Raw genomic sequence first — 18,887 nt, forward strand, 5'->3', positions numbered from 1 at the left:
GGAATTTTCACATGACCAATTCTTCCGATCTCCAAGCGCGTTATGATTATGCGCTTAAGCTCATTCGCGATGCCGGTGATCTGGCGCATGATTACTTCAAGCGCCGTCAAACGCTTGAGATTAAAAGTAAGGGATTGCAGGATATGGCCAGCGAGGCCGACTTGCAGACCGAACTGCTTATAAAATCCGGTTTAGAGAAAAACTTTCCTGACGATGCCTTTCTTGGCGAAGAAACTGGCATGACCGACTTTAATCCGGGTCAGGGCATTTGGGTGGTTGATCCCATTGATGGCACACAGCCGTTCATATCGGGTATGTCGAGCTGGTGTGTTTCGATTGCCTTCGTACTTGATGGGGAATTGAAATTCGGTCTTGTTTATGCGCCTGCACGTGATGAGTTGTTCGCGAGTGGTTTGGGCGAAGGCTCCACCCTGAATGGTCAGCCTATGGAGCGTCATCCGGCTCGCTCGGTCAAAGATGGAATTTGCGGTGTTGGCTATTCGCCGCGTGTTAAGCCGGATGAGTTTTTGCCGATGTTTGGTCGCCTTTTGCGCGCCGGTGGCATGTTCAGCCGCGAGGGATCGGGCGCACTCACATTGTGCTATGTCGCATCGGGGCGACTGATCGGCTATATCGAACCGCATATCAATTCATGGGATTGCCTTGGCGCAATAGCCGTTATCCGTGGCGCAGGATTGGTCACCAATGATTTTCTGGCGGATGATGGTTTAAGGGTCGGTAACAGGTTGATTGCTGGCAATGCTGACGTCTATGATGAGCTGATCAGCATATATGGCTGAGCAGGTCGCCAGACTAAAATCTGGCGACTTTTGTTTAAACGGCTTCTACATCGCTCAGAAATTTTGATACGGTCTGCATGCAGAGGTCGCGTTCCTCAACATGTGGCATGTGACTTGATTGCTTAAAAAGCACCCATTCGCTGCCGGGAATATTATCGACATAAGGTTTGACCACCAGGGGTGTTGCCTCGTCATAGTAACCGGATATGACAAGCGTGGGCGCTTGAATGCGATTGAGGCGGTCTTCAATCGTCCAGTCTTTCATTGTGCCGATCACATGAAATTCGGTCGGGCCGTTCATGTTGCGATAGACGGTATTGTCCTCGTCCATGATGGCAAAAGTTCGTGCGACTTCCTTGGGCCATGGGCTTACGCGGCAGACATGGCGATCATAAAACACACGAGACGCAGCGATATATTCAGGATCCGTCAGCGTGCCCGCGCTTTCGTGTTTCAACAAAGTTTCCTGCACATCGGTGGGAAGTTCGAGCCGCAAGCGATTGGCTTCCGCGACCCAAGTGTGCATGTTGGCGGGCGAGTTGGCGATTATCAGTGCTTTGAGCCCTGCCGGTTGCCGAACGGCATGTTCCGCACCAAGCATGCCACCCCATGACTGGCCGAGATAGGCATAGCGATCCTGAATGCCAAGATGGTTCAGCAAAGCATCCAACTCTTCCAGAAACAGATCGACAGTCCAGAAATCCGGGCCTTTTTCGACGAGGCGCGTGGAGTTTCCGTTGCCAAGCTGGTCGTAGTGAATGACCGCACGACCGTCGAGTGTTGCAATGTCCTTGAAGGCGTCCACATAATCATGCGTGCAGCCCGGACCGCCATGAGCGACCACGAGTGGAAGTTTTTCGGAATCGAGCGCGCCGGTAATGCGATACCAGGTCTGATAATCACGGAAAGGCACAAAGCCTTCTGTCTGCCTGATTGAAGCCAATTGATCCTCCATTTATCTGTTTTTGGAGAACCATAACGCCGCTTCTTTGCCTGCGGCAGCTATCATAACTTATAGGTCCTGACGTGCCTAGGCGTCGAGAAGGCGCGCGCGCGTTGCTCGCACAACCGCCTGTGTGCGATTTTTTGCACCGAGTTTCTTTGCCGCCGCATTCAGATGCATCACAACAGTGGGCACTGATCGCGTAATGATGCGGGATATTTCTTTTGCAGAGAAGCCCTCGGCTGCATAGCGCAGACATTCACGTTCCCGGTCGGTCAGATGCACCTTGCCAATGCCTCGCGTGCGCTCATCGAAAAGCTCGTAGGCGGTCTGGTGGAAAATTTGCGCCATCAGATTGAAATCGGCAACATAGCGCAAGGCGCGCTGTTTAAAATCCGAGCGTGTGCCGGAAAAAACGCCGGTGACGGTCGCGTAATCGCCATGCGGCATATGGATGGGGACGGTGACACCTGCGGATATATCGCGTTCGTGCAGGTAATGGGCGACCGGTGCCGTATCTTCCGTCATGAATTCTTGCAGCAATGATTCAGATTTTTCCTCATAGTTCCAGAAGAATGGAACTGACGCGCGGCAAGCGAGCCGCTGAACGGGATCAATACGAAAATAGCCTTTTTCGGCCCAGAACTCCGGCATGTCATCGCTGATATTGCGCAGTTTCATCAATGATGGCCCCATCATTTCGCCATTCATGTCGAAAGCGGACGGAGTATAATCGTAAATGAGAGCCTCGAAGCCAAGTGGCTTCATAGCCAGAAATATCTCATCAATGCGCCCGTCGAGCGTCTTATGAGCGGTAAAGTTCTGCCTGAAGTTTTCAATCTGGTCTCGCATCCCGCTCTCCGAAACTTCCTCCCGCCAAACTCTTTCCCCCAGAGTTATGAAGTGCATCCTATCACTTCTTATAGCTGGTGTAGTTTAGTTATTCGGTCCAAAATCAAAAGAAAAATGATGCTGACAATTCGACGCGGGAAACGAGTCGGAGCGGCGATCGGGGAACATATGTGGCGTGAGATGAAACCGGATGACCGGTATGAAGTGTCTGTGGGCGCTGATAAGGTTGTAGCCTATAGTTTTGGAACGGGCGATGATGTGGTCTTCTGCTTGAATGGCGGGCCGGGGCTGCCCTGTGATTACCTTCGAGATGCGCATTCCTGCCTGATTGATGAGGGTTATCGGGTTGTTGCGTTCGACCAGCTTGGCACAGGCGCATCTGACCGTCCGACAGACCCGGCTTTATGGACAATCGGACGCTATGTCGAGGAAACCGAGGCTGTTCGTCACGCGCTCGGTCTTGGCAAGGTCCATCTGCTCGGACACTCCTGGGGTGGCTGGCTTGGCATTGATTATGCGCTGACCTACCCTGAAAATCTCAAAACGCTTATTCTTGAAGATACGGTTGCGGATATGCCGCATCTGGTTAGCGAACTCGAACGGCTACGCAGTGCGCTGGGTTCTGAAACAGTTGCGATGATGCAAAAGCATGAAGCGCAAGGGACGCTGGATCATCCGGAATATGCCGCAGCGATTACTATTCTGAATTATCGGCATGTTTGTCGCCTGTCGGAATGGCCTGCACCGGTCACACGTTCGCTTAATGACTGGAATATGGGGCCATATGGCACGATGCAGGGGCCGAATGAATTTCTTTATACCGGCAATCTGAAAGATTGGAATCGCATACCTGACCTTGGTAAAATCGAAGTGCCTGTGCTGATTACGGTCGGCGAGCATGATGAGTTGACGCCTGCCTGCGCCTTGCGCATGAAAATGGCCTTGAAGAATGCGGAACTGCATGTGGTGCCAAATGCCAGCCATATGCCATTTTATGAAAATCCGGCTTATTATTATCCGGCCTTAAGCGGCTTTCTCAATCAACATCGTTCCTCTCGATAGACCAGATTATTAGGGAGAAACTGCGCAGCTCATGCATCGCTTTCAATTCGTATTACGTCGCCCGCTGCAATTATTGCCGGTTCTGTTCGGTATCAGCGTCATAACCTTTGTGCTGGTCAGGCTTATTCCGGGGGATCCGGCGCGCGTACTTTTAGGCACGCGCGCGACGCCTGCGGCGATTGCCAATATTCGTGCGCAATATGGTCTCGATGAGCCGATGTGGCTTCAGTATTTGTATTTTCTGCGCAACATTGCCAATGGCGAAATGGGCAAATCAATCCTCTATAAGATTGACGTATTGAAACTGATTGCCACGCGCATTGAACCGACTTTGATGCTGGTGATTTGCAGTGTTATTCTTTCAATCCTTATTGCTGTTCCACTTGCTGCAATTGCTGCGCGGCAAAACGGCAAATTAAGCGATCATGTGATCCGAACTGTTTCGACATTCGGCATCGGATTTCCGCCCTTCTGGCTGGCCTTGATGCTGATTATTCTGTTCAGCGTAAAACTCGATCTCCTGCCCGTATCTGGGTATGGCAATACGTTCAAAGAAAAGCTCGCACATCTGATATTACCGAGCCTGACAATTGCGCTTTCGCTTTCGACGGTACTTGCCCGCAGCCTTCGCGCAGCAATGATACAATCATTGAATTCCGATGTTGCAACGGCTGCGCGTGCACGCGGAATGCCGGAAAGTATTGTCTTCTGGCGTCATGTGCTGCCAAATTCACTGGTGCCAACGGTCAATCTACTCGCGGTCAATATCGGCTGGTTGATCGGCAGCACTGTGGTGGTGGAAAGCGTGTTCGCACTTCCTGGCATGGGACAGTTGCTGGTGCGCGCCATCTTCTCGCGTGATTATATGGTGGTGCAGGGTGTTGCCATGGTTTTTGCCTGCGCAACGGTTCTGGTCAACTTCATGGCGGATATTGCGACTGTTGCGCTAGATCCACGGGTGAAGCTATGAGCGCGCGCCTTTTGCCTTCGACCTTCATCGATTGGCGTCGTTTTCTCAGTCGTCGCACCACGTTGGCCATCGGAATTGGCGTTCTCGCTTGCTTTGTGCTGTTGGCTTTTGGCGCGCCACTGATCGCCCCCTTCGATCCTGTTATTCAGAATGCCGAAGTGCGATTGCAACCGCCATCATGGCTACATCCGTTTGGCACCGATAATTTTGGTCGTGATGTGCTGTCACGCGTTATCTGGGGTGCTCGGATTGATCTTCAGATCGCAATTTTCGGCGTGATATTCCCGTTTGCCATCGGCACTATCGTCGGCACGATTGCAGGCTTCTTTGGCGGCATTATCGATACGATCTTTATGCGTATCATTGATATTATTCTGGCCTTTCCATTTCTGGTCCTGATGCTCTCTATCATCGCAATTTTGGGGCCGGGCCTGACGAGCTTCTATATTGCCATGGCGCTGGTCGGTTGGGTCTCTTATGCCCGTCTCGTGCGGGCGCAAATTCTGGTTCTGAAATCGACAGATTATGCCGTTGCTGCCGAAAGCCTTGGCTTTAGCCGCTTCCGCATCATGTTCCGTCATCTTCTCCCCAATGCGATTGCCGGTTCGCTGGTTTTCGTGATGTCAGATGCGGTCCTCGTGCTGCTCAATGGTGCGGCGATCAGCTATCTGGGTTTAGGCGTGCAGCCTCCTGTAGCCGAATGGGGCGTGATGGTTGCCGAAGGTCAGCCATTCGTGACGACCGCATGGTGGATTACCTTGTTTCCAGGACTTTCGATTGTGTTTCTGGCTTTCGGGTTCAGCATGCTCGGCGATGGATTGGGTGAAGCGCTGGGAGTAAATGAATGACCAAGCCAGCTCTTTCCATCCACAAACTCGAAGTCGAGGCTGAACTGCCCCACGAAAATCGTCGGCTGATTGATAGCGTTTCATTCGATCTCAACAAGGGGGAAATCCTAGGATTGGTAGGAGAAAGCGGATCGGGAAAAAGTCTGCTCTGCCGCTCAATCGTCCGGCTTCTTCCGTCGTCGGTTTTAAAGATCACTGGTGGGTCAGTGATGCTTGATGGGGTTGATCTGATGCAGGCAAGCGAAGCCGAAATGCTTGGCGTGCGTGGTGGCAAGATCGGGATGATTTTTCAAAACCCCACCAGCCATCTTGATCCGGTGATGAGCGTTGGTGATCAGATTGCGGAAGGCATCCGTTTTCACAAAGGACTGGATAAAGCTAAGGCGCGAGCGTCAGCCGTTGAAATCATGGCTCAGGTTGGATTTACCGACCCGGAACGTCAATATAGCAGCTATCCGCATGAATTTTCAGGCGGAATGCGCCAACGTGCGATGATCGCTGTTGCCCTTGCATGCGATCCCGAAATTCTGATTGCGGATGAACCAACGACTGCTCTTGATGTGACCATTCAGGCGCAGATCCTTCAGCTTTTGATGCATATTCGTGATCAGCGCGGCCTTTCAATCATCCTCATTACACACGATCTTGGCGTAGTTGCGCAAACCTGCGATCGCATTGCGGTGATGCGTAACGGAAAACTGCTCGAGCAGGGCTTAAAGCATGATGTGCTGAGCCATCCGCATGATCCCTATACGCGCAATCTTATCGCAAGCCATCCATCGATGCCTGATAACGTTGTGCTGCATTCTCCGGCCAGTCCGGGCGAGGCACCTCTATTGCAGGTCAATGATCTGCATGTGCGTTATCCGGTTGCCGGTGGGTTTCTCAAAAGTCGCACAACAAGTGCACTCAAAGGTGTGAGCCTTGAAGTGCGGGCCGGTGAAACCATCGGTATTGTTGGAGAATCCGGCAGTGGGAAAAGCACGCTTGCACGTGCCATTCTTGGCCTGACGCCTATCGCGGAAGGCAGCATCACTTTTGACGGATTGACACTGAGTGCTGATCGCAAGGAGGCGCGAGCCGCATTGCGTCGTGATGCGGCGATGGTGTTTCAGGACCCGTTTAACTCGCTCAATCCGCGCATGACAATCGGTGATACGCTGGCCGAAGTGCTCCGTGTTCAGCGCAAGATTGATGTGAAAAAAATCCCGGAACGGATCGTTGAACTTCTCGATCTGGTGGGGCTTGATCAGAGCTTTGCAACGAGAAAGCCACGCAGCATGAGCGGCGGACAATGCCAGCGCGCAGGCATTGCGCGGGCTCTGGCTGCTGATCCGAAAATCATCATCGCTGATGAGTGCATTGCAGCGCTCGACGTGACGATCCAGGCGCAAATCGTTGAGTTGTTTCGCGAGCTTAAAAGCAAGATGCAACTCACATTGCTATTTATCGCTCATGATCTCGCTGTTGTCCGCAATCTCTGCGAGCGTGTCGTCGTGATGTACCACGGCGAGATTGTCGAAGAAGGGCTGAGCGCCGACGTGTTTGCCCATCCGAAAGAGGCTTACACAGCGGCGCTTATCGACGCGATACCCGATATTGATCCAACAAAATCGTTGTTTGAAGAGCGCGCTTTGGCGGAAGCATCCTGAACACACATCAAGAATGACGTGCACCAACCGAAAATAAAAGGGGAAATACAGATATGCTCAAAAAATGGATGAAAATCGGTCTCGTCACAGTCATGACGAGCATGACATTGGGTGCAGCGCTTGCTGAAGCCGCAGGTGTTCTGACAATCGGTCGCCGCGAGGATTCCTCGACATTTGATCCGATCAAAACGGCACAAAACATTGATAACTGGGTGTTTTCGAATGTTTACGACGTGCTTGTTCGCGTCGACAAGACAGGCACTAAGCTTGAGCCGGGTCTGGCTGAAAGCTGGATGATTTCGGACGATGGTTTGACCTATACATTCAAGCTGCGCGATGCGAAATTCTCGGATGGATCGCCGATCACGGCTGAGGATGCGGCGTTCTCGCTGTTGCGTGTTCGCGACAATCCGGCATCGCTCTGGAGCGACTCTTACAAGGTGATCGATACCGCGGAAGCTGCCGATCCCCAGACGTTGGTCATCAAGCTGAAAACGCCTTCGGCTCCTTTCTTGTCAACGCTTGCACTTCCCAATGTTTCTGTTCTTTCGAAGAAAGGAATGGAGGAATTGGGTGAGGATGCTTATGCCGAAAAGCCAGTTGCATCCGGTGCATTTGTGGTGGACGAATGGCGTCGTGGCGACCGCGTGATCCTTAAAAAGAATCCGCATTTCTGGGAAGCGGATCGCGTCAAGCTTGATGGTGTTGAATGGATTTCGGTACCTGATGATAATACGCGTATGCTGAACGTGCAGGCAGGCCAATTGGATGCAGCAATTTTCGTTCCATTCTCACGCGTCGCGGAGCTGAAAAAGGACCCTAATCTTAAGGTTCAGGAAGATACGTCGACCCGCGAAGATCACCTTCTCATCAATCATGAGCACGGCGCACTTGCCAAGAAGGAAGTCCGTCAGGCACTGGATATGGCCATCGACAAACAGTCGATTGTCGACACGGTAACTTTTGGCATTGGTCAGGTTGCAAATTCCTATATTCCAAAAGGTGCGCTTTATCATTATGCGGATAATCTTAAGCGTCCATATGATCCAGAAAAGGCCAAGCAGATGCTTGCCGATGCTGGTGCATCCGATCTTTCGCTCAATTATATCGTCAATGCCGGCAATGAAACCGACGAACAGATTGCAGTTCTTCTGCAGCAGCAGCTTCAAAAGGCTGGCGTTACGGTCAATTTGCAGAAAGTAGATGCGAGCCAAAGCTGGGATATGCTGGTCGCTGGTGATTACGATATTTCGGTTATGTACTGGACCAATGACGTTCTCGACCCCGATCAAAAGACAACATTCGTGTTGGGTCACGATACCAATATGAATTACATGACACGCTACAATAACGAAAAGGTCAAAGACCTAGTCGCTGCCGCGCGTCTGGAGCTCGATCCGAAAAAACGCGAAGAGATGTATATTGACTTGCAGAAAATGGCGAAAGACGACGTCAACTGGATTGATCTCTATTACAGCCCATACATCAACGTTACGGGCAAGAATATCGATAACTTCTATCAGAACCCGCTTGGTCGCTTCTTCCTGGAGGACACTGTAAAAAACTGATATTGAGATTTTAATAAAAGGCAGTGGGTTTAACCCACCGCCTTTTATTGATAAAATGAAGAGCCAAAATTGAATTTGTTCGCTGTTCTTGGTCTTTATGTCAGTAAAATTTGAAAGTATGGAGCCATGAGGAAACATGTCCTCATGGCATTTTAGTTTTGCGATTTTAACGTTATGAATTGATATTTATATAGTAACGGGCTCATCGAACCCAAAGCAAGATACCGGTTGATAGAGAAATGTTCACGCTCAGGCAGTTACGTTATTTCATCGCATGTGCTGAGCAAGGTTCCGTAACGCGTGCTGCACAGTCTCTGTCTATTTCGCAATCGTCGATCACCGAGGCGATCAAAGAACTGGAAGCAGATCTCAACGTCACGCTTTTCGAGCGCCATCCACGCGGTTTGATCGTCACCCATAGTGGCCATCAATTCATGCGCCATGCGACGAAGATTCTCGCAGACGTTTCTGATGCGCGGCGTTCAATATCGAGTAAGCAAGTCACCGAAAAGAGAACTTTGCATCTGGGTGTCACGTCGCTTGTTGCGGGCTATGTGCTGTCTGATTTACTGGCGCGCTATAGACGAGCATTCCCCGATGTGGTGGTGAGCGCCATTGAGGATAACGGCTCGTATCTAGAGCATCTGCTTATCGGCGGAGAACTTGATGTTGCGGTTGTGGTGATTTCCAGTCTGCGCGACCGCATGGCACTTCATGCAGAAATTCTGGAAACATCGCCTTACAGATTATGGCTGCCATTAGGGCATTCACTGGTTTCAGTTGATGGAATATCGATTGACGATGTGGCCAAAGAACCCTTGATCATGCTCACAGTCGATGAAATTGAGGAGAATACCGGTAAGCTTCTTGCAGCACTTGGCGCACGACCTCATGTGGCTTTCAGAACCCGTTCTGTTGAAGCGGTGCGCAGTCTTGTGGCGACAGGCGCTGGCGTCGCTCTTCTGCCGGATTTGGTCTATCGCCCATGGTCGCTTGAAGGCGATCGTATCGAAAGCCGTGATGTGTCAGGTTCATTACCGATTGTACAGATCGGAATGGTGTGGCGCAAAGGTTCAAGTCTTCCACAATCTGCCCGTGATTTTATTGCATTGCGGAAGCAGCGCGGTCTGGCAGGCAGCGATAATGCAATTTTCTGTGAGGAGAAAACAGTTCCAAGGTAATGTAATTATTATATTTTTATAGAGTTATTTTACGGTTTCCTTGCCTTTCTATTATATCAATCGGAAAAACCGATAGCAACATTCTTATAAATGAATTTGCGAATGTTTGCAGTTTAGATCACCTTCTCTTCAAGGAACGAAAAGCCGGAAAACGGCAAAATGGAGAGAATGATGAGATCACGTTTTATATTCTTCAATGTGTTGGCGTCGTCGCCTGCATTTGGTCTTGGTCATCGCCGTTAAGTATCGAAGAAACAAACTTTCCAAGCCTTCCAAAACTAACGATCTGAAAATTTTCTTCGCTTTTAAACCAGTGAAGTCGTGAGACGATTTGCGAAGTTTTGGCTTCGTTGTTGCGGATAGGGCACCGAACAAGTGTGTTCAAACGGAAAGCATCCATAATTTATGCCGGAGAATATAATGAATTCGGAAATGCTTATTGGTTCCCGTTTTGAACTTGGAACTGAAAATGAAGAACTCGTCCTTAATCCAAAAAATGGGGATGTGGTTCTGAAATTGCCGGAAGCTTCGCTAAGGCAGGTCGACAAGGCTGTAGAAGCCGCTGAAAAAGCATTTCAATCGTGGTCGCGCACAACGCCAGCAGAGCGCTCGGGTTATCTGCTCAAAATCGCAGATGCAGTTGAAAAAGACGCCGAGGCCTTTGCAGCACTTGAAGCTCTCAACTGTGGTAAGCCGTTGCACGCTGTGTTGAATGACGAAATACCGGCGGTCGTTGATTGCTATCGTTATTTTGCAGGTGCCGTTCGCAATATGCAGGGGCCACTCGCGGCAGAATATATTGCCGGACATACATCGATGATCCGTCGTGATCCGGTGGGAATTATTGGCTCGATTGCGCCGTGGAATTATCCGTTGATGATGATGGCATGGAAGCTCGCGCCAGCTATTGCGGGCGGTAATACGGTTGTCTTTAAACCATCGGAACAGACACCACTCACCGCACTGAAAATGGCGAAAGTTATGGCTGATGTTTTGCCAGAGGGCGTCGTGAATGTTGTGCTTGGGCGCGGCGAAACCGTTGGTAACGCTCTGATTAATCATCCGTCTATCAACATGGTTTCGATTACTGGCGATGTTGCGACGGGCAAAAAGGTTCTGCAAGCAGCTGCAAAGTCGGTGAAGCGCACGCATCTTGAACTGGGCGGAAAAGCACCTGTAATCGTTCTTGCTGATGCGGATATTGATGCAGTTGTAGAAGGTATCAAAACATTCGGATTCTATAATGCAGGGCAGGACTGCACTGCCGCTTGTCGCATTTATGCTGACGCGCGCATTTATGATCGACTTGTCGCGGATTTATCGACCGCTGTTTCGAGCATTCGCTTCAACCTCGAAGACGATGCGCAGAACGAGATGGGACCACTCATATCGCGCCGCCAGCGAGACCGTGTTGAAAGCTTCGTCGCACGTGCCAGCGAAAATGCACATATCGAAATTACTGCGGGCGGAAAGACATCGGGAGACAAGGGCTTCTTCTTTGAGCCGACCGTTGTTGCTGGTGCATTACAAGAGGATGAAATTGTCCGCCGCGAAGTGTTTGGACCTGTTGTTTCCGTAACGCGCTTTAGTGAAGACGATCAGGCAATCGCCTGGGCCAATGACAGTGATTACGGTTTGGCATCATCTGTCTGGACCAAAGATATCAGTAAAGGCCTCAAGGCCGCGGCCCGCCTTCAATATGGTTGTACCTGGATCAACACGCATTTCATGCTGACCAATGAAATGCCTCACGGTGGTTTGAAGCAATCCGGCTATGGCAAAGACATGTCTATTTATGCGCTGGAAGACTACACGACAGTGCGTCACGTCATGATTGCTCACGGGCGATAGGATGACTAACACAATCCCCAAAAACCTCACCCCACAATTTGAAATCGACCGCCCGAAACTTGAAGTCTCGAAGACCGATGTGGCGATTGAGATCAAGAACATGCACAAGTGGTATGGTGAGTTTCACGTTCTGCGTGACATTAATCTGAAAGTTATGCGTGGCGAACGTATCGTGGTTGCTGGTCCTTCGGGTTCAGGAAAATCGACGATGATCCGCTGTGTCAACCGTCTGGAAGAACACCAGAAGGGCCAGATCATTGTTGATGGCATTGAACTCACCAACGATCTCAAGAAGATTGATGAAGTGCGCCGCGAAGTCGGCATGGTGTTTCAGCACTTCAACCTGTTTCCGCATTTGACCATTCTGGAGAATTGCACGCTCGCGCCAATCTGGGTGCGCAAGATGCCAAAGAAGCAGGCCGAAGAAGTGGCCATGAAATATCTGGAGCGCGTCAAAATTCCTGAACAGGCGAACAAATATCCGGGTCAGCTTTCAGGTGGTCAGCAGCAGCGTGTGGCGATTGCCCGTGCGCTCTGTATGAACCCGAAAGTCATGCTGTTCGATGAGCCGACTTCTGCGCTTGATCCGGAAATGGTCAAGGAAGTGCTTGATACAATGGTAAGCCTTGCCGATGAAGGCATGACCATGATCTGCGTCACACACGAAATGGGCTTTGCGCGTCAGGTTGCAAACCGCGTGATCTTTATGGATCAGGGCCAGATCGTTGAGCAGAATTCGCCAGCCGAATTCTTCGACAATCCGCAGCATGAGCGCACAAGACTGTTCCTCAGCCAGATTCTGCACTGATTTCAACTCGAACAAAAACATAACCGCACCAACGGAGGGTAACTTGAATAAATTCGTGGCACTTGCATCAGCATCGCTGTTTCTGATTTCCGGGCTGGCTCATGCCGGACCAACGCTTGATCGTGTGAATGAAAAGAAGGAAATGGTCGTCGCAACCAATGTGGGTTGGCCTCCACAAGGGTTTCTGGATGACAATAATGAACTTGTTGGTTTCGACATTGATGTTGCAAACGAGATTGGCAAACGGCTTGGTATCATGGTTCGTTTTGAAACGCCGGAATGGCCAACGCTGACAGGTGGCCATTGGCAGGGACGTTACGATGTCGGTGTTGGTTCGGTTACGCCGACCAAGGCACGTGCCCAGGCAATCGACTTCGCTGGCATCTATTATTACAGCCCTTACGTCTATGTCGTGCACAAAGACAGTCCAGCGCATTCTACCGACGATCTGAACGGCAAGATTATTGGTGTCGAGACAGGTACGACCTCTGAAGACTTCATTAATCGCCGTCTTGAAATTGATGCACCGGATCTGCCAGCGTTCGAATATAAAGTAACGCCGGGTGAAGTGCGGACTTTCGAAGATTCTATGATGCCGTTTGACGATCTTCGTCTGGGCGATGGCGTGCGTCTGAATGCGGTGATTGCACCTGAGCAGACTGCGCAGACGGCTATCAAGAACGGCTATCCGGTTCGCATTCTTGAGGGTGGTTATGCATTCCGTGAGCCGCTTGTCGTGATTGCGGAAAAGAACGATCCTGAGTGGACTGCAAAGATCGGCGAAATCATCAAGCAGATGAAAGATGATGGTACCCTCGCGACCCTTACGACGAAGTGGTACGGCGCGGACTACAGCAAAGACTAATCACCGCCAATAAGTAACCACTGATTTTGTCTCGGTAGAATTCAACGCCCAGCCTCACTTCAAGAGGGAGGCGGGCGTTGATCTGAGAACGAAGTCGGCAGGCATAATCAATCTGGTAGCAACATGTCCTATCCCGATACACATTATCTAAGAACGTTGGCTGACACCAAGACGCGTCCTTCGCTCGTTGGGAAGGAGGAGTGTGAAACACTCATCATTGGTGTAGGACTAGCAGGTCTGTCCGCAGGCTTGGAACTGGCAAGAGCTGGGCATTCTGTCATCATCATTGATGCTGAAAGCGTCGGTTTTGGTGCATCGGGACGAAATGGTGGGTTCGTCAGCCCCGGATATGCGACTGGCCATGATCAGATTGCCGGAAGGATTGGTGAGGACGCAGCCAGAAAACTCCATATGCTTTCTGTAGAGGGCATGGATTTTGTTCGCGAAACGATCAATGAACTCAATATCACTTCAGCCGATCCCAAAGCGGGCTTGATCAGCGTACAGCGCTACGAAGACGCGGATGCGTTGAAGAGCGAAGTGGATGAAGCCAAAAGAGATTTCAATTACGATCTCGAATATATGTCCCGTGATGCAGTTCAATCGGTGCTGAAGTCCGATCGATATTATCAGGCTATTCGTGATCCGAATGCCTTTCACATCCATCCGCTGAATTATGCGCGCGGAGTTGCGCAGGAGATTGAGCGTCTTGGCGGTAAGATCTACGAAAACTCTGCTGCCGAGGCGATTGAAGCCACGGGAGCACAGAAACAGGTCCGAACGAGCCAAGGGACAATTCGTGCCAAAAATCTGGTGATCACAACCGGGGGCTATACTGGGTCGTTGAGCAAGAAGTTGCAACGATCCTATTTGCCAATCGCCACCTATGTGATGATCTCGGAAGAGGCACCAGAGCTGATCAGTGAAGCGATCAAAACGTCTGCTGCTATAGGCGATAATCGTCGGGCTGGTGATTATTATCGCCTCGTTGAAGGTGGCAAACGCGTGTTGTGGGGCGGGCGAATTACGACGCGGGCTGCTTCGACAGAAGGCCTTGTGCGCGAGTTGCGCAGCGAGATGACGAATACCTATCCTCAATTAGCCGGACTAAAAACCGAGCTCGCCTGGTCTGGTCTGATGGCATATGCCCGGCATCTGATGCCGCAGATCGGCAAGATGCCGGACGGTGTTTGGTATTGCACTGCATTTGGCGGACATGGTCTGAACACGACTGCGATTGGCGGCAAGGTGGTTGCAGAAGCGATATTGGGTTCGACGGATCGATATAAGCTCTTTGCTCCATTCGGGCTGGTATGGGCGGGCGGTTATGCCGGACTTGCGTTTGCGCAACTCACTTACTGGAAACTGCAAGCTCTTGATTGGTGGCGCGAGCGCGCAGCCTGAAATCTGAAATACATTACAGAATATCGACATCCTTTGAGCCAACGGGTCCAAGGTGCACATTGAATTGAAGGAGACCGTTCATGCTTGGGCGATTTATTCTCAACTATCCCGATACTGCCCGCAGGCTTGGTGGTCTGGTGCTCTTTGCCGTTACGATGATTGCTCTTTATTCGATGGGGATCAGTGCAAACTGGTTTGGCTTTCTGTCGCCTGATCTCGCAGCCTGGGTGAAGGAAAACCCTGCTTTAGCTAAAGTGGCATCGGCGTTTTTGATTTCTATTGTTCTGTTTCTAAACTGGAAAATGCTAAAGCGGCTATCGCGAAACCAGCAGGTTGTTGCCGTCTGGGTTGAGCTTTTTGTGCTGCTGATGCTTTTCTTCTATTCATTTGATCTGTCTTTCTCGTTCATCGCCCGAAAAATCAGCTTCCTGATCACACAGGGTACAGTCACGACACTTTATATTTCCGCGATCTCCATTGTGATTGCGACAATTATCGCGCTGATTGGTGCAATTGCGAAGTTGTCGTCGAATGGTGTGATTTACGGTCTTTCAACTTTCTACACATCGCTGTTTCGTGGTCTGCCGCTGTTGATGCAGATCTACATCATTTATCTTGGTCTTCCTCAGATCGGATATGTGATTGGTGCAATACCTGCAGGTATTCTTGCTCTTTCGCTCTGCTATGGCGCTTACATGACGGAGATCTTCCGTGCAGGCATTGAGAGCATTCCGCGCGGTCAAACTGAAGGTGCAACGGCGCTCGGATTGGGATCGGCACAGACAATGTGGCTCGTTATTCTGCCTCAGGCCATGCGTATCATCATTCCGCCAACAGGCAATCAGTTCATCGCTATGCTCAAGGATTCGTCGCTCGTTTCCGTCATTGGTGTGTGGGAATTGATGTATGTCGCCAGAACGCAAGGTCAGACTGAGTTCCGTCATATCGAAATGCTGATTACCGCTTCTATGATTTACTGGATGCTCTCAATCTCGTTCGAATTTATCCAGTCCCGCATTGAGCGTTACTACGCGCGTCACAATAAGCGGTAAGTTTACAATCTGTTTTTAGTGCGCCCATGAAACGGGCGCACAAACTGCTACTAAGCCAGAACAATTTTCTATTGGAAGCCCCGATGTCTGACATGCCACTTTTTTCAAAAGCAAAGCTGCCTCGTCCTAATATCTCAATTGAGGACGCTGCCGAAATTCTTGGCTCGATCTATGGATTGAAGGGTGATTTACGGGAGCTTGGCAGTCAGCAGGACCGGAATTTCAAAGTTGATACTGCTACCCACGGCTATGTTCTCAAAATTTGCCGCATCGAATATCCTAAAGTGGAACTTGAAGCGCAGAATGCCATTCTGCAACATCTGGCTTTAAAGCGGGATAGCAATACCGACACGACAGTCGTTTTTCCTGCTTTAATCCCGTCTCTAAATGGTGAAAGCATCAGCACAGCCAGCGTTGGTGGTTTGGAATATTACGTTCGTCTTCTCACATTTGTTGAAGGCGATACGCTGACTGCGCGTAAGTACTTGAGCGCTAATGCTATCAGCACGCTCGGTGCAATCGCCGGACAGGTTGCACGGAATTTGGCCGATTTTACGCATCCGGGTCTTGAGAGAGGCTCGCAGTGGGACCTTGCATATGCAGAAGCCGTTGTGCCGTTTTTGTTGCAGGGCGATACATCCAGCGATATTTCGGCGCGAATTATTGCGGCTATGGAAGACGTCAGGCACCGGCTTGCTCCGGTCAAGGTAGGTTTACGTGTTCAGGCGATCCACCATGATATTACCGATGATAATGTTGTTGGCCGTCGGGATATTTCAGGCTCGATATCGCCCTATGCAGTGATTGATTTCGGTGACATGACGATGAGTTGGCTGGTTGCAGAACTTGCTACTACCTGTGCCTCTCTGTTGCATCACGGTGATAACGATCCTTTCTCAATTTTGCCAGCTGTCCAGGCTTTTCATGCCGTCTGCCCGCTGAATGAGCAAGAGTTGCTCGCTCTCTGGCCGCTTATTGTGGAGCGGGCATGCGTTTTGCTGGCAGCTTCCCAGCAGCAATTAAAGCTCGACCCCGGCAATGATTATGCCGCTGCAAATGCGGCACATGAGCAGGCCATTTTTGATACTGCAACATCTGTTCCGCCGTTACTCATGGAAAAGGCACTATTTCAGGCGCTTGGGATCGAAATCAGTGAAACCCATCGCCGTGAAGCGAAACTCTTGTTTCCCGACCTTGATTTGACATCAGCTAGTATTGTTGATCTCTCGACAGCCAACGACGATTTGGTCGCTGGCAATTGGGGAGCACGGGAGATTGAAAGCCAAATTCTTCTGGACGCAGCCGCTAAAGCGGGTTCCAGCTTAACGCGTTATGGCGAATATCGACTAACACGCACGCAGATCAACAGTCGAACAGAGCCAGAGAGCTTTGCATTACATATTGCAGTATGTGCATCTGCCCAAACGAGAATAGTTGCTCCGTTTGATGCGGATATTTCGTTCACTGATGGTGGCGTTATTCTTCAAGATGACAACGGCCTTCTGCATATCGACGGTTTGCAACTGGCGGATGGCCTTACAAGTTCAATTTCGTCAGGTGATCTGCTTGGAACAATCAGCAATGATCAGAATGACTTCGGCATCGTTCGGGTACAGCATTGCAATGTGGCATGTAACGAGCTTCCAAAATTTGCAAAGCCGACTCAATCAGCCGCATGGTCGATGCTATGTCAGTCACCGGCAGCCCTTCTTGGACTTGAACCTCAGCAGTCTCAAAGCAATGAGGCTTCCTTGCTCGAAAAGCGTTACAAAAACCTGGCCGGGACCCAGAAACACTATTACGCAACGCCACCACAAATCGAGCGTGGCTGGAAGGAACATCTGTTCGATGTTGAAGGGCGTGCGTATCTCGATATGGTCAATAACGTGACCACCGTAGGCCATGGGCATCCGCGTTTGGCGGCGAATGTTCACAAGCAATGGCTGAAGCTTAACACGAACTCACGTTTTCATTATTCGGAAGTTGCCGATTTTTCGGAACGGCTTGCGGCGCTTGCGCCAGACGGTCTCGATACCGTTTTTTTGGTAAACAGCGGTTCGGAAGCCAATGACCTTGCATTGAGGTTGGCATGGGCGTGGTCTGGTCAACGCAATATTCTTTGCTTGCTGGAAGCCTATCACGGCTGGACGGTCGGCAGCGATGCTGTTTCCACTTCCACGGCAGACAATCCCAATGCGCTGGGAACCCGACCGGCATGGGTGCATCCGGTTGTGTCGCCCAATTCATATCGGGGCAAGCTGACTGCGGAAGAATATGTCGAAACAGTTTTAAGCAAGCTCGCAAAGCTTGACCAAAACGGGGAAGGGCTGGCGGGCTTTATCTGTGAGCCTATCTACGGCAATGCAGGTGGGATACCGCTGCCAGCGGGCTATTTGAAAAAAGTCTATCGCGAAATCCGGTCGCGTGGTGGTCTTTGCATCGCGGACGAAGTGCAGGTGGGTTATGGACGCACGGGCCATTACTTCTGGGGCTTCGAGGAACAGCAAGTTGTGCCAGACATTATCACGATCGCAAAGGGCATGGGCAACGGGCATCCATTGGGGGCCGTGATCACGCGTAAGGAAATTGCCGATTCACTTGAAAAGGAAGGCTATTTCTTTTCATCCGCTGGTGGCAGTCCCGTTTCGTCAGTCGTCGGCAATACCGTGCTTGATATTATGGAAGATGAACAGCTGCAGGCAAATGCGCGCATTGTCGGCGATCATATCAAACAGCGGCTTGAACAGCTTAAGCAAAAGTATCCGTTGATCGGTGCCATACACGGTATGGGGCTTTATATGGGGCTTGAGTTCGTTCGGGATCACACGTCTCTGGAGCCTGCGACAGAGGAAACGATGGCCCTATGTGATCGTCTTTTGGAATTGGGCATCATCATGCAGCCAACAGGCGATCATCTGAATATCTTTAAGATCAAGCCTCCGCTTTGCCTGACAAAACAGAGTGCCGATTATTTCGTCGACACTTTGGAAGCCGTCCTGAGAGAGGGTTGGTAGAAAGACCATCTCATGAG

14 protein-coding genes and 1 pseudogene are annotated in these 18,887 nt (G+C 50.6%); 13 read left to right on the top strand and 2 right to left on the bottom strand.

Features of this window, described 5'->3' with window-relative positions; all coding sequences use genetic code 11:
• Nucleotides 1-11: 11 nt before the first annotated feature.
• Complete coding sequence (locus tag CEV31_RS18975) at nt 12-800, top strand: inositol monophosphatase family protein (RefSeq protein WP_094509493.1); 789 nt, start codon at nt 12-14, stop codon at nt 798-800.
• A gap of 34 nt (nt 801-834) precedes the next feature.
• Here CEV31_RS18975 and CEV31_RS18980 read toward each other — a convergent pair whose 3' ends face one another.
• Together CEV31_RS18980 and CEV31_RS18985 are read right to left on the bottom strand one after the other, a co-directional pair.
• On the bottom strand, nt 835-1,743 hold the full coding sequence (locus CEV31_RS18980; RefSeq protein WP_094509613.1) for a proline iminopeptidase-family hydrolase: 909 nt from the start codon (nt 1,741-1,743) through the stop codon (nt 835-837).
• Between the two features lie 87 nt (nt 1,744-1,830).
• Nucleotides 1,831-2,595, bottom strand: coding sequence for a helix-turn-helix transcriptional regulator (locus CEV31_RS18985; RefSeq protein ID WP_094509495.1), 765 nt, complete (start codon nt 2,593-2,595; stop codon nt 1,831-1,833).
• Between the two features lie 168 nt (nt 2,596-2,763).
• On the opposite strand from CEV31_RS18985, the gene CEV31_RS18990 reads away from it, so the two are divergent.
• The 12 genes and pseudogenes from CEV31_RS18990 (at nt 2,764) to CEV31_RS19050 (ending at nt 18,870) form a co-directional block, all read left to right on the top strand.
• On the top strand, nt 2,764-3,657 hold the full coding sequence (locus CEV31_RS18990; protein WP_094509615.1) for a proline iminopeptidase-family hydrolase: 894 nt from the start codon (nt 2,764-2,766) through the stop codon (nt 3,655-3,657).
• Between the two features lie 31 nt (nt 3,658-3,688).
• A complete protein-coding gene (locus CEV31_RS18995; protein WP_094509497.1) occupies nt 3,689-4,627 on the top strand; it encodes an ABC transporter permease in 939 nt (312 codons plus the stop codon).
• A complete protein-coding gene (locus CEV31_RS19000) occupies nt 4,624-5,475 on the top strand; it encodes an ABC transporter permease (protein WP_094509499.1) in 852 nt (283 codons plus the stop codon). The genes CEV31_RS18995 and CEV31_RS19000 overlap by 4 nt, the downstream gene beginning before the upstream one ends.
• Nucleotides 5,472-7,127, top strand: a complete 1,656-nt coding sequence (locus CEV31_RS19005; protein ID WP_094509501.1) for a dipeptide ABC transporter ATP-binding protein — start codon at nt 5,472-5,474, stop codon at nt 7,125-7,127. Before CEV31_RS19000 ends, CEV31_RS19005 begins: the two co-directional genes overlap by 4 nt.
• Nucleotides 7,128-7,180: 53 nt before the next feature.
• Nucleotides 7,181-8,695, top strand: a complete 1,515-nt coding sequence (locus CEV31_RS19010) for an ABC transporter substrate-binding protein (RefSeq protein WP_094509503.1) — start codon at nt 7,181-7,183, stop codon at nt 8,693-8,695.
• A 239-nt stretch (nt 8,696-8,934) separates the two neighbouring features.
• Nucleotides 8,935-9,839: pseudogene (locus CEV31_RS19015) on the top strand (LysR family transcriptional regulator).
• A 457-nt stretch (nt 9,840-10,296) separates the two neighbouring features.
• Entirely contained in the window at nt 10,297-11,727 is a 1,431-nt protein-coding gene (locus CEV31_RS19025; RefSeq protein ID WP_094509507.1) for a gamma-aminobutyraldehyde dehydrogenase, read from the top strand.
• A gap of 1 nt (nt 11,728) precedes the next feature.
• Nucleotides 11,729-12,535 (top strand): amino acid ABC transporter ATP-binding protein, encoded by an 807-nt coding sequence (locus CEV31_RS19030; RefSeq protein ID WP_094509510.1) that lies wholly within the window; start codon nt 11,729-11,731, stop codon nt 12,533-12,535.
• Nucleotides 12,536-12,578: 43 nt separating this feature from the next.
• Nucleotides 12,579-13,400 carry a transporter substrate-binding domain-containing protein gene (locus CEV31_RS19035; protein WP_169717405.1) on the top strand — a complete coding sequence of 274 codons (822 nt, stop codon included), beginning with the start codon at nt 12,579-12,581 and terminating at the stop codon, nt 13,398-13,400.
• A gap of 123 nt (nt 13,401-13,523) precedes the next feature.
• Nucleotides 13,524-14,804 carry an NAD(P)/FAD-dependent oxidoreductase gene (locus CEV31_RS19040; RefSeq protein WP_210190961.1) on the top strand — a complete coding sequence of 427 codons (1,281 nt, stop codon included), beginning with the start codon at nt 13,524-13,526 and terminating at the stop codon, nt 14,802-14,804.
• Nucleotides 14,805-14,884: 80 nt separating this feature from the next.
• On the top strand, nt 14,885-15,856 hold the full coding sequence (locus CEV31_RS19045) for an amino acid ABC transporter permease (RefSeq protein ID WP_094509514.1): 972 nt from the start codon (nt 14,885-14,887) through the stop codon (nt 15,854-15,856).
• A gap of 83 nt (nt 15,857-15,939) precedes the next feature.
• Nucleotides 15,940-18,870 carry an aminotransferase gene (locus CEV31_RS19050; protein WP_094509516.1) on the top strand — a complete coding sequence of 977 codons (2,931 nt, stop codon included), beginning with the start codon at nt 15,940-15,942 and terminating at the stop codon, nt 18,868-18,870.
• Nucleotides 18,871-18,887 lie beyond the last annotated feature (17 nt).

Origin of the sequence: Brucella thiophenivorans, assembly GCF_002252445.1 — a bacterium.
In the GTDB taxonomy this organism is placed as follows: Bacteria; Pseudomonadota; Alphaproteobacteria; order Rhizobiales; family Rhizobiaceae; genus Brucella; species Brucella thiophenivorans.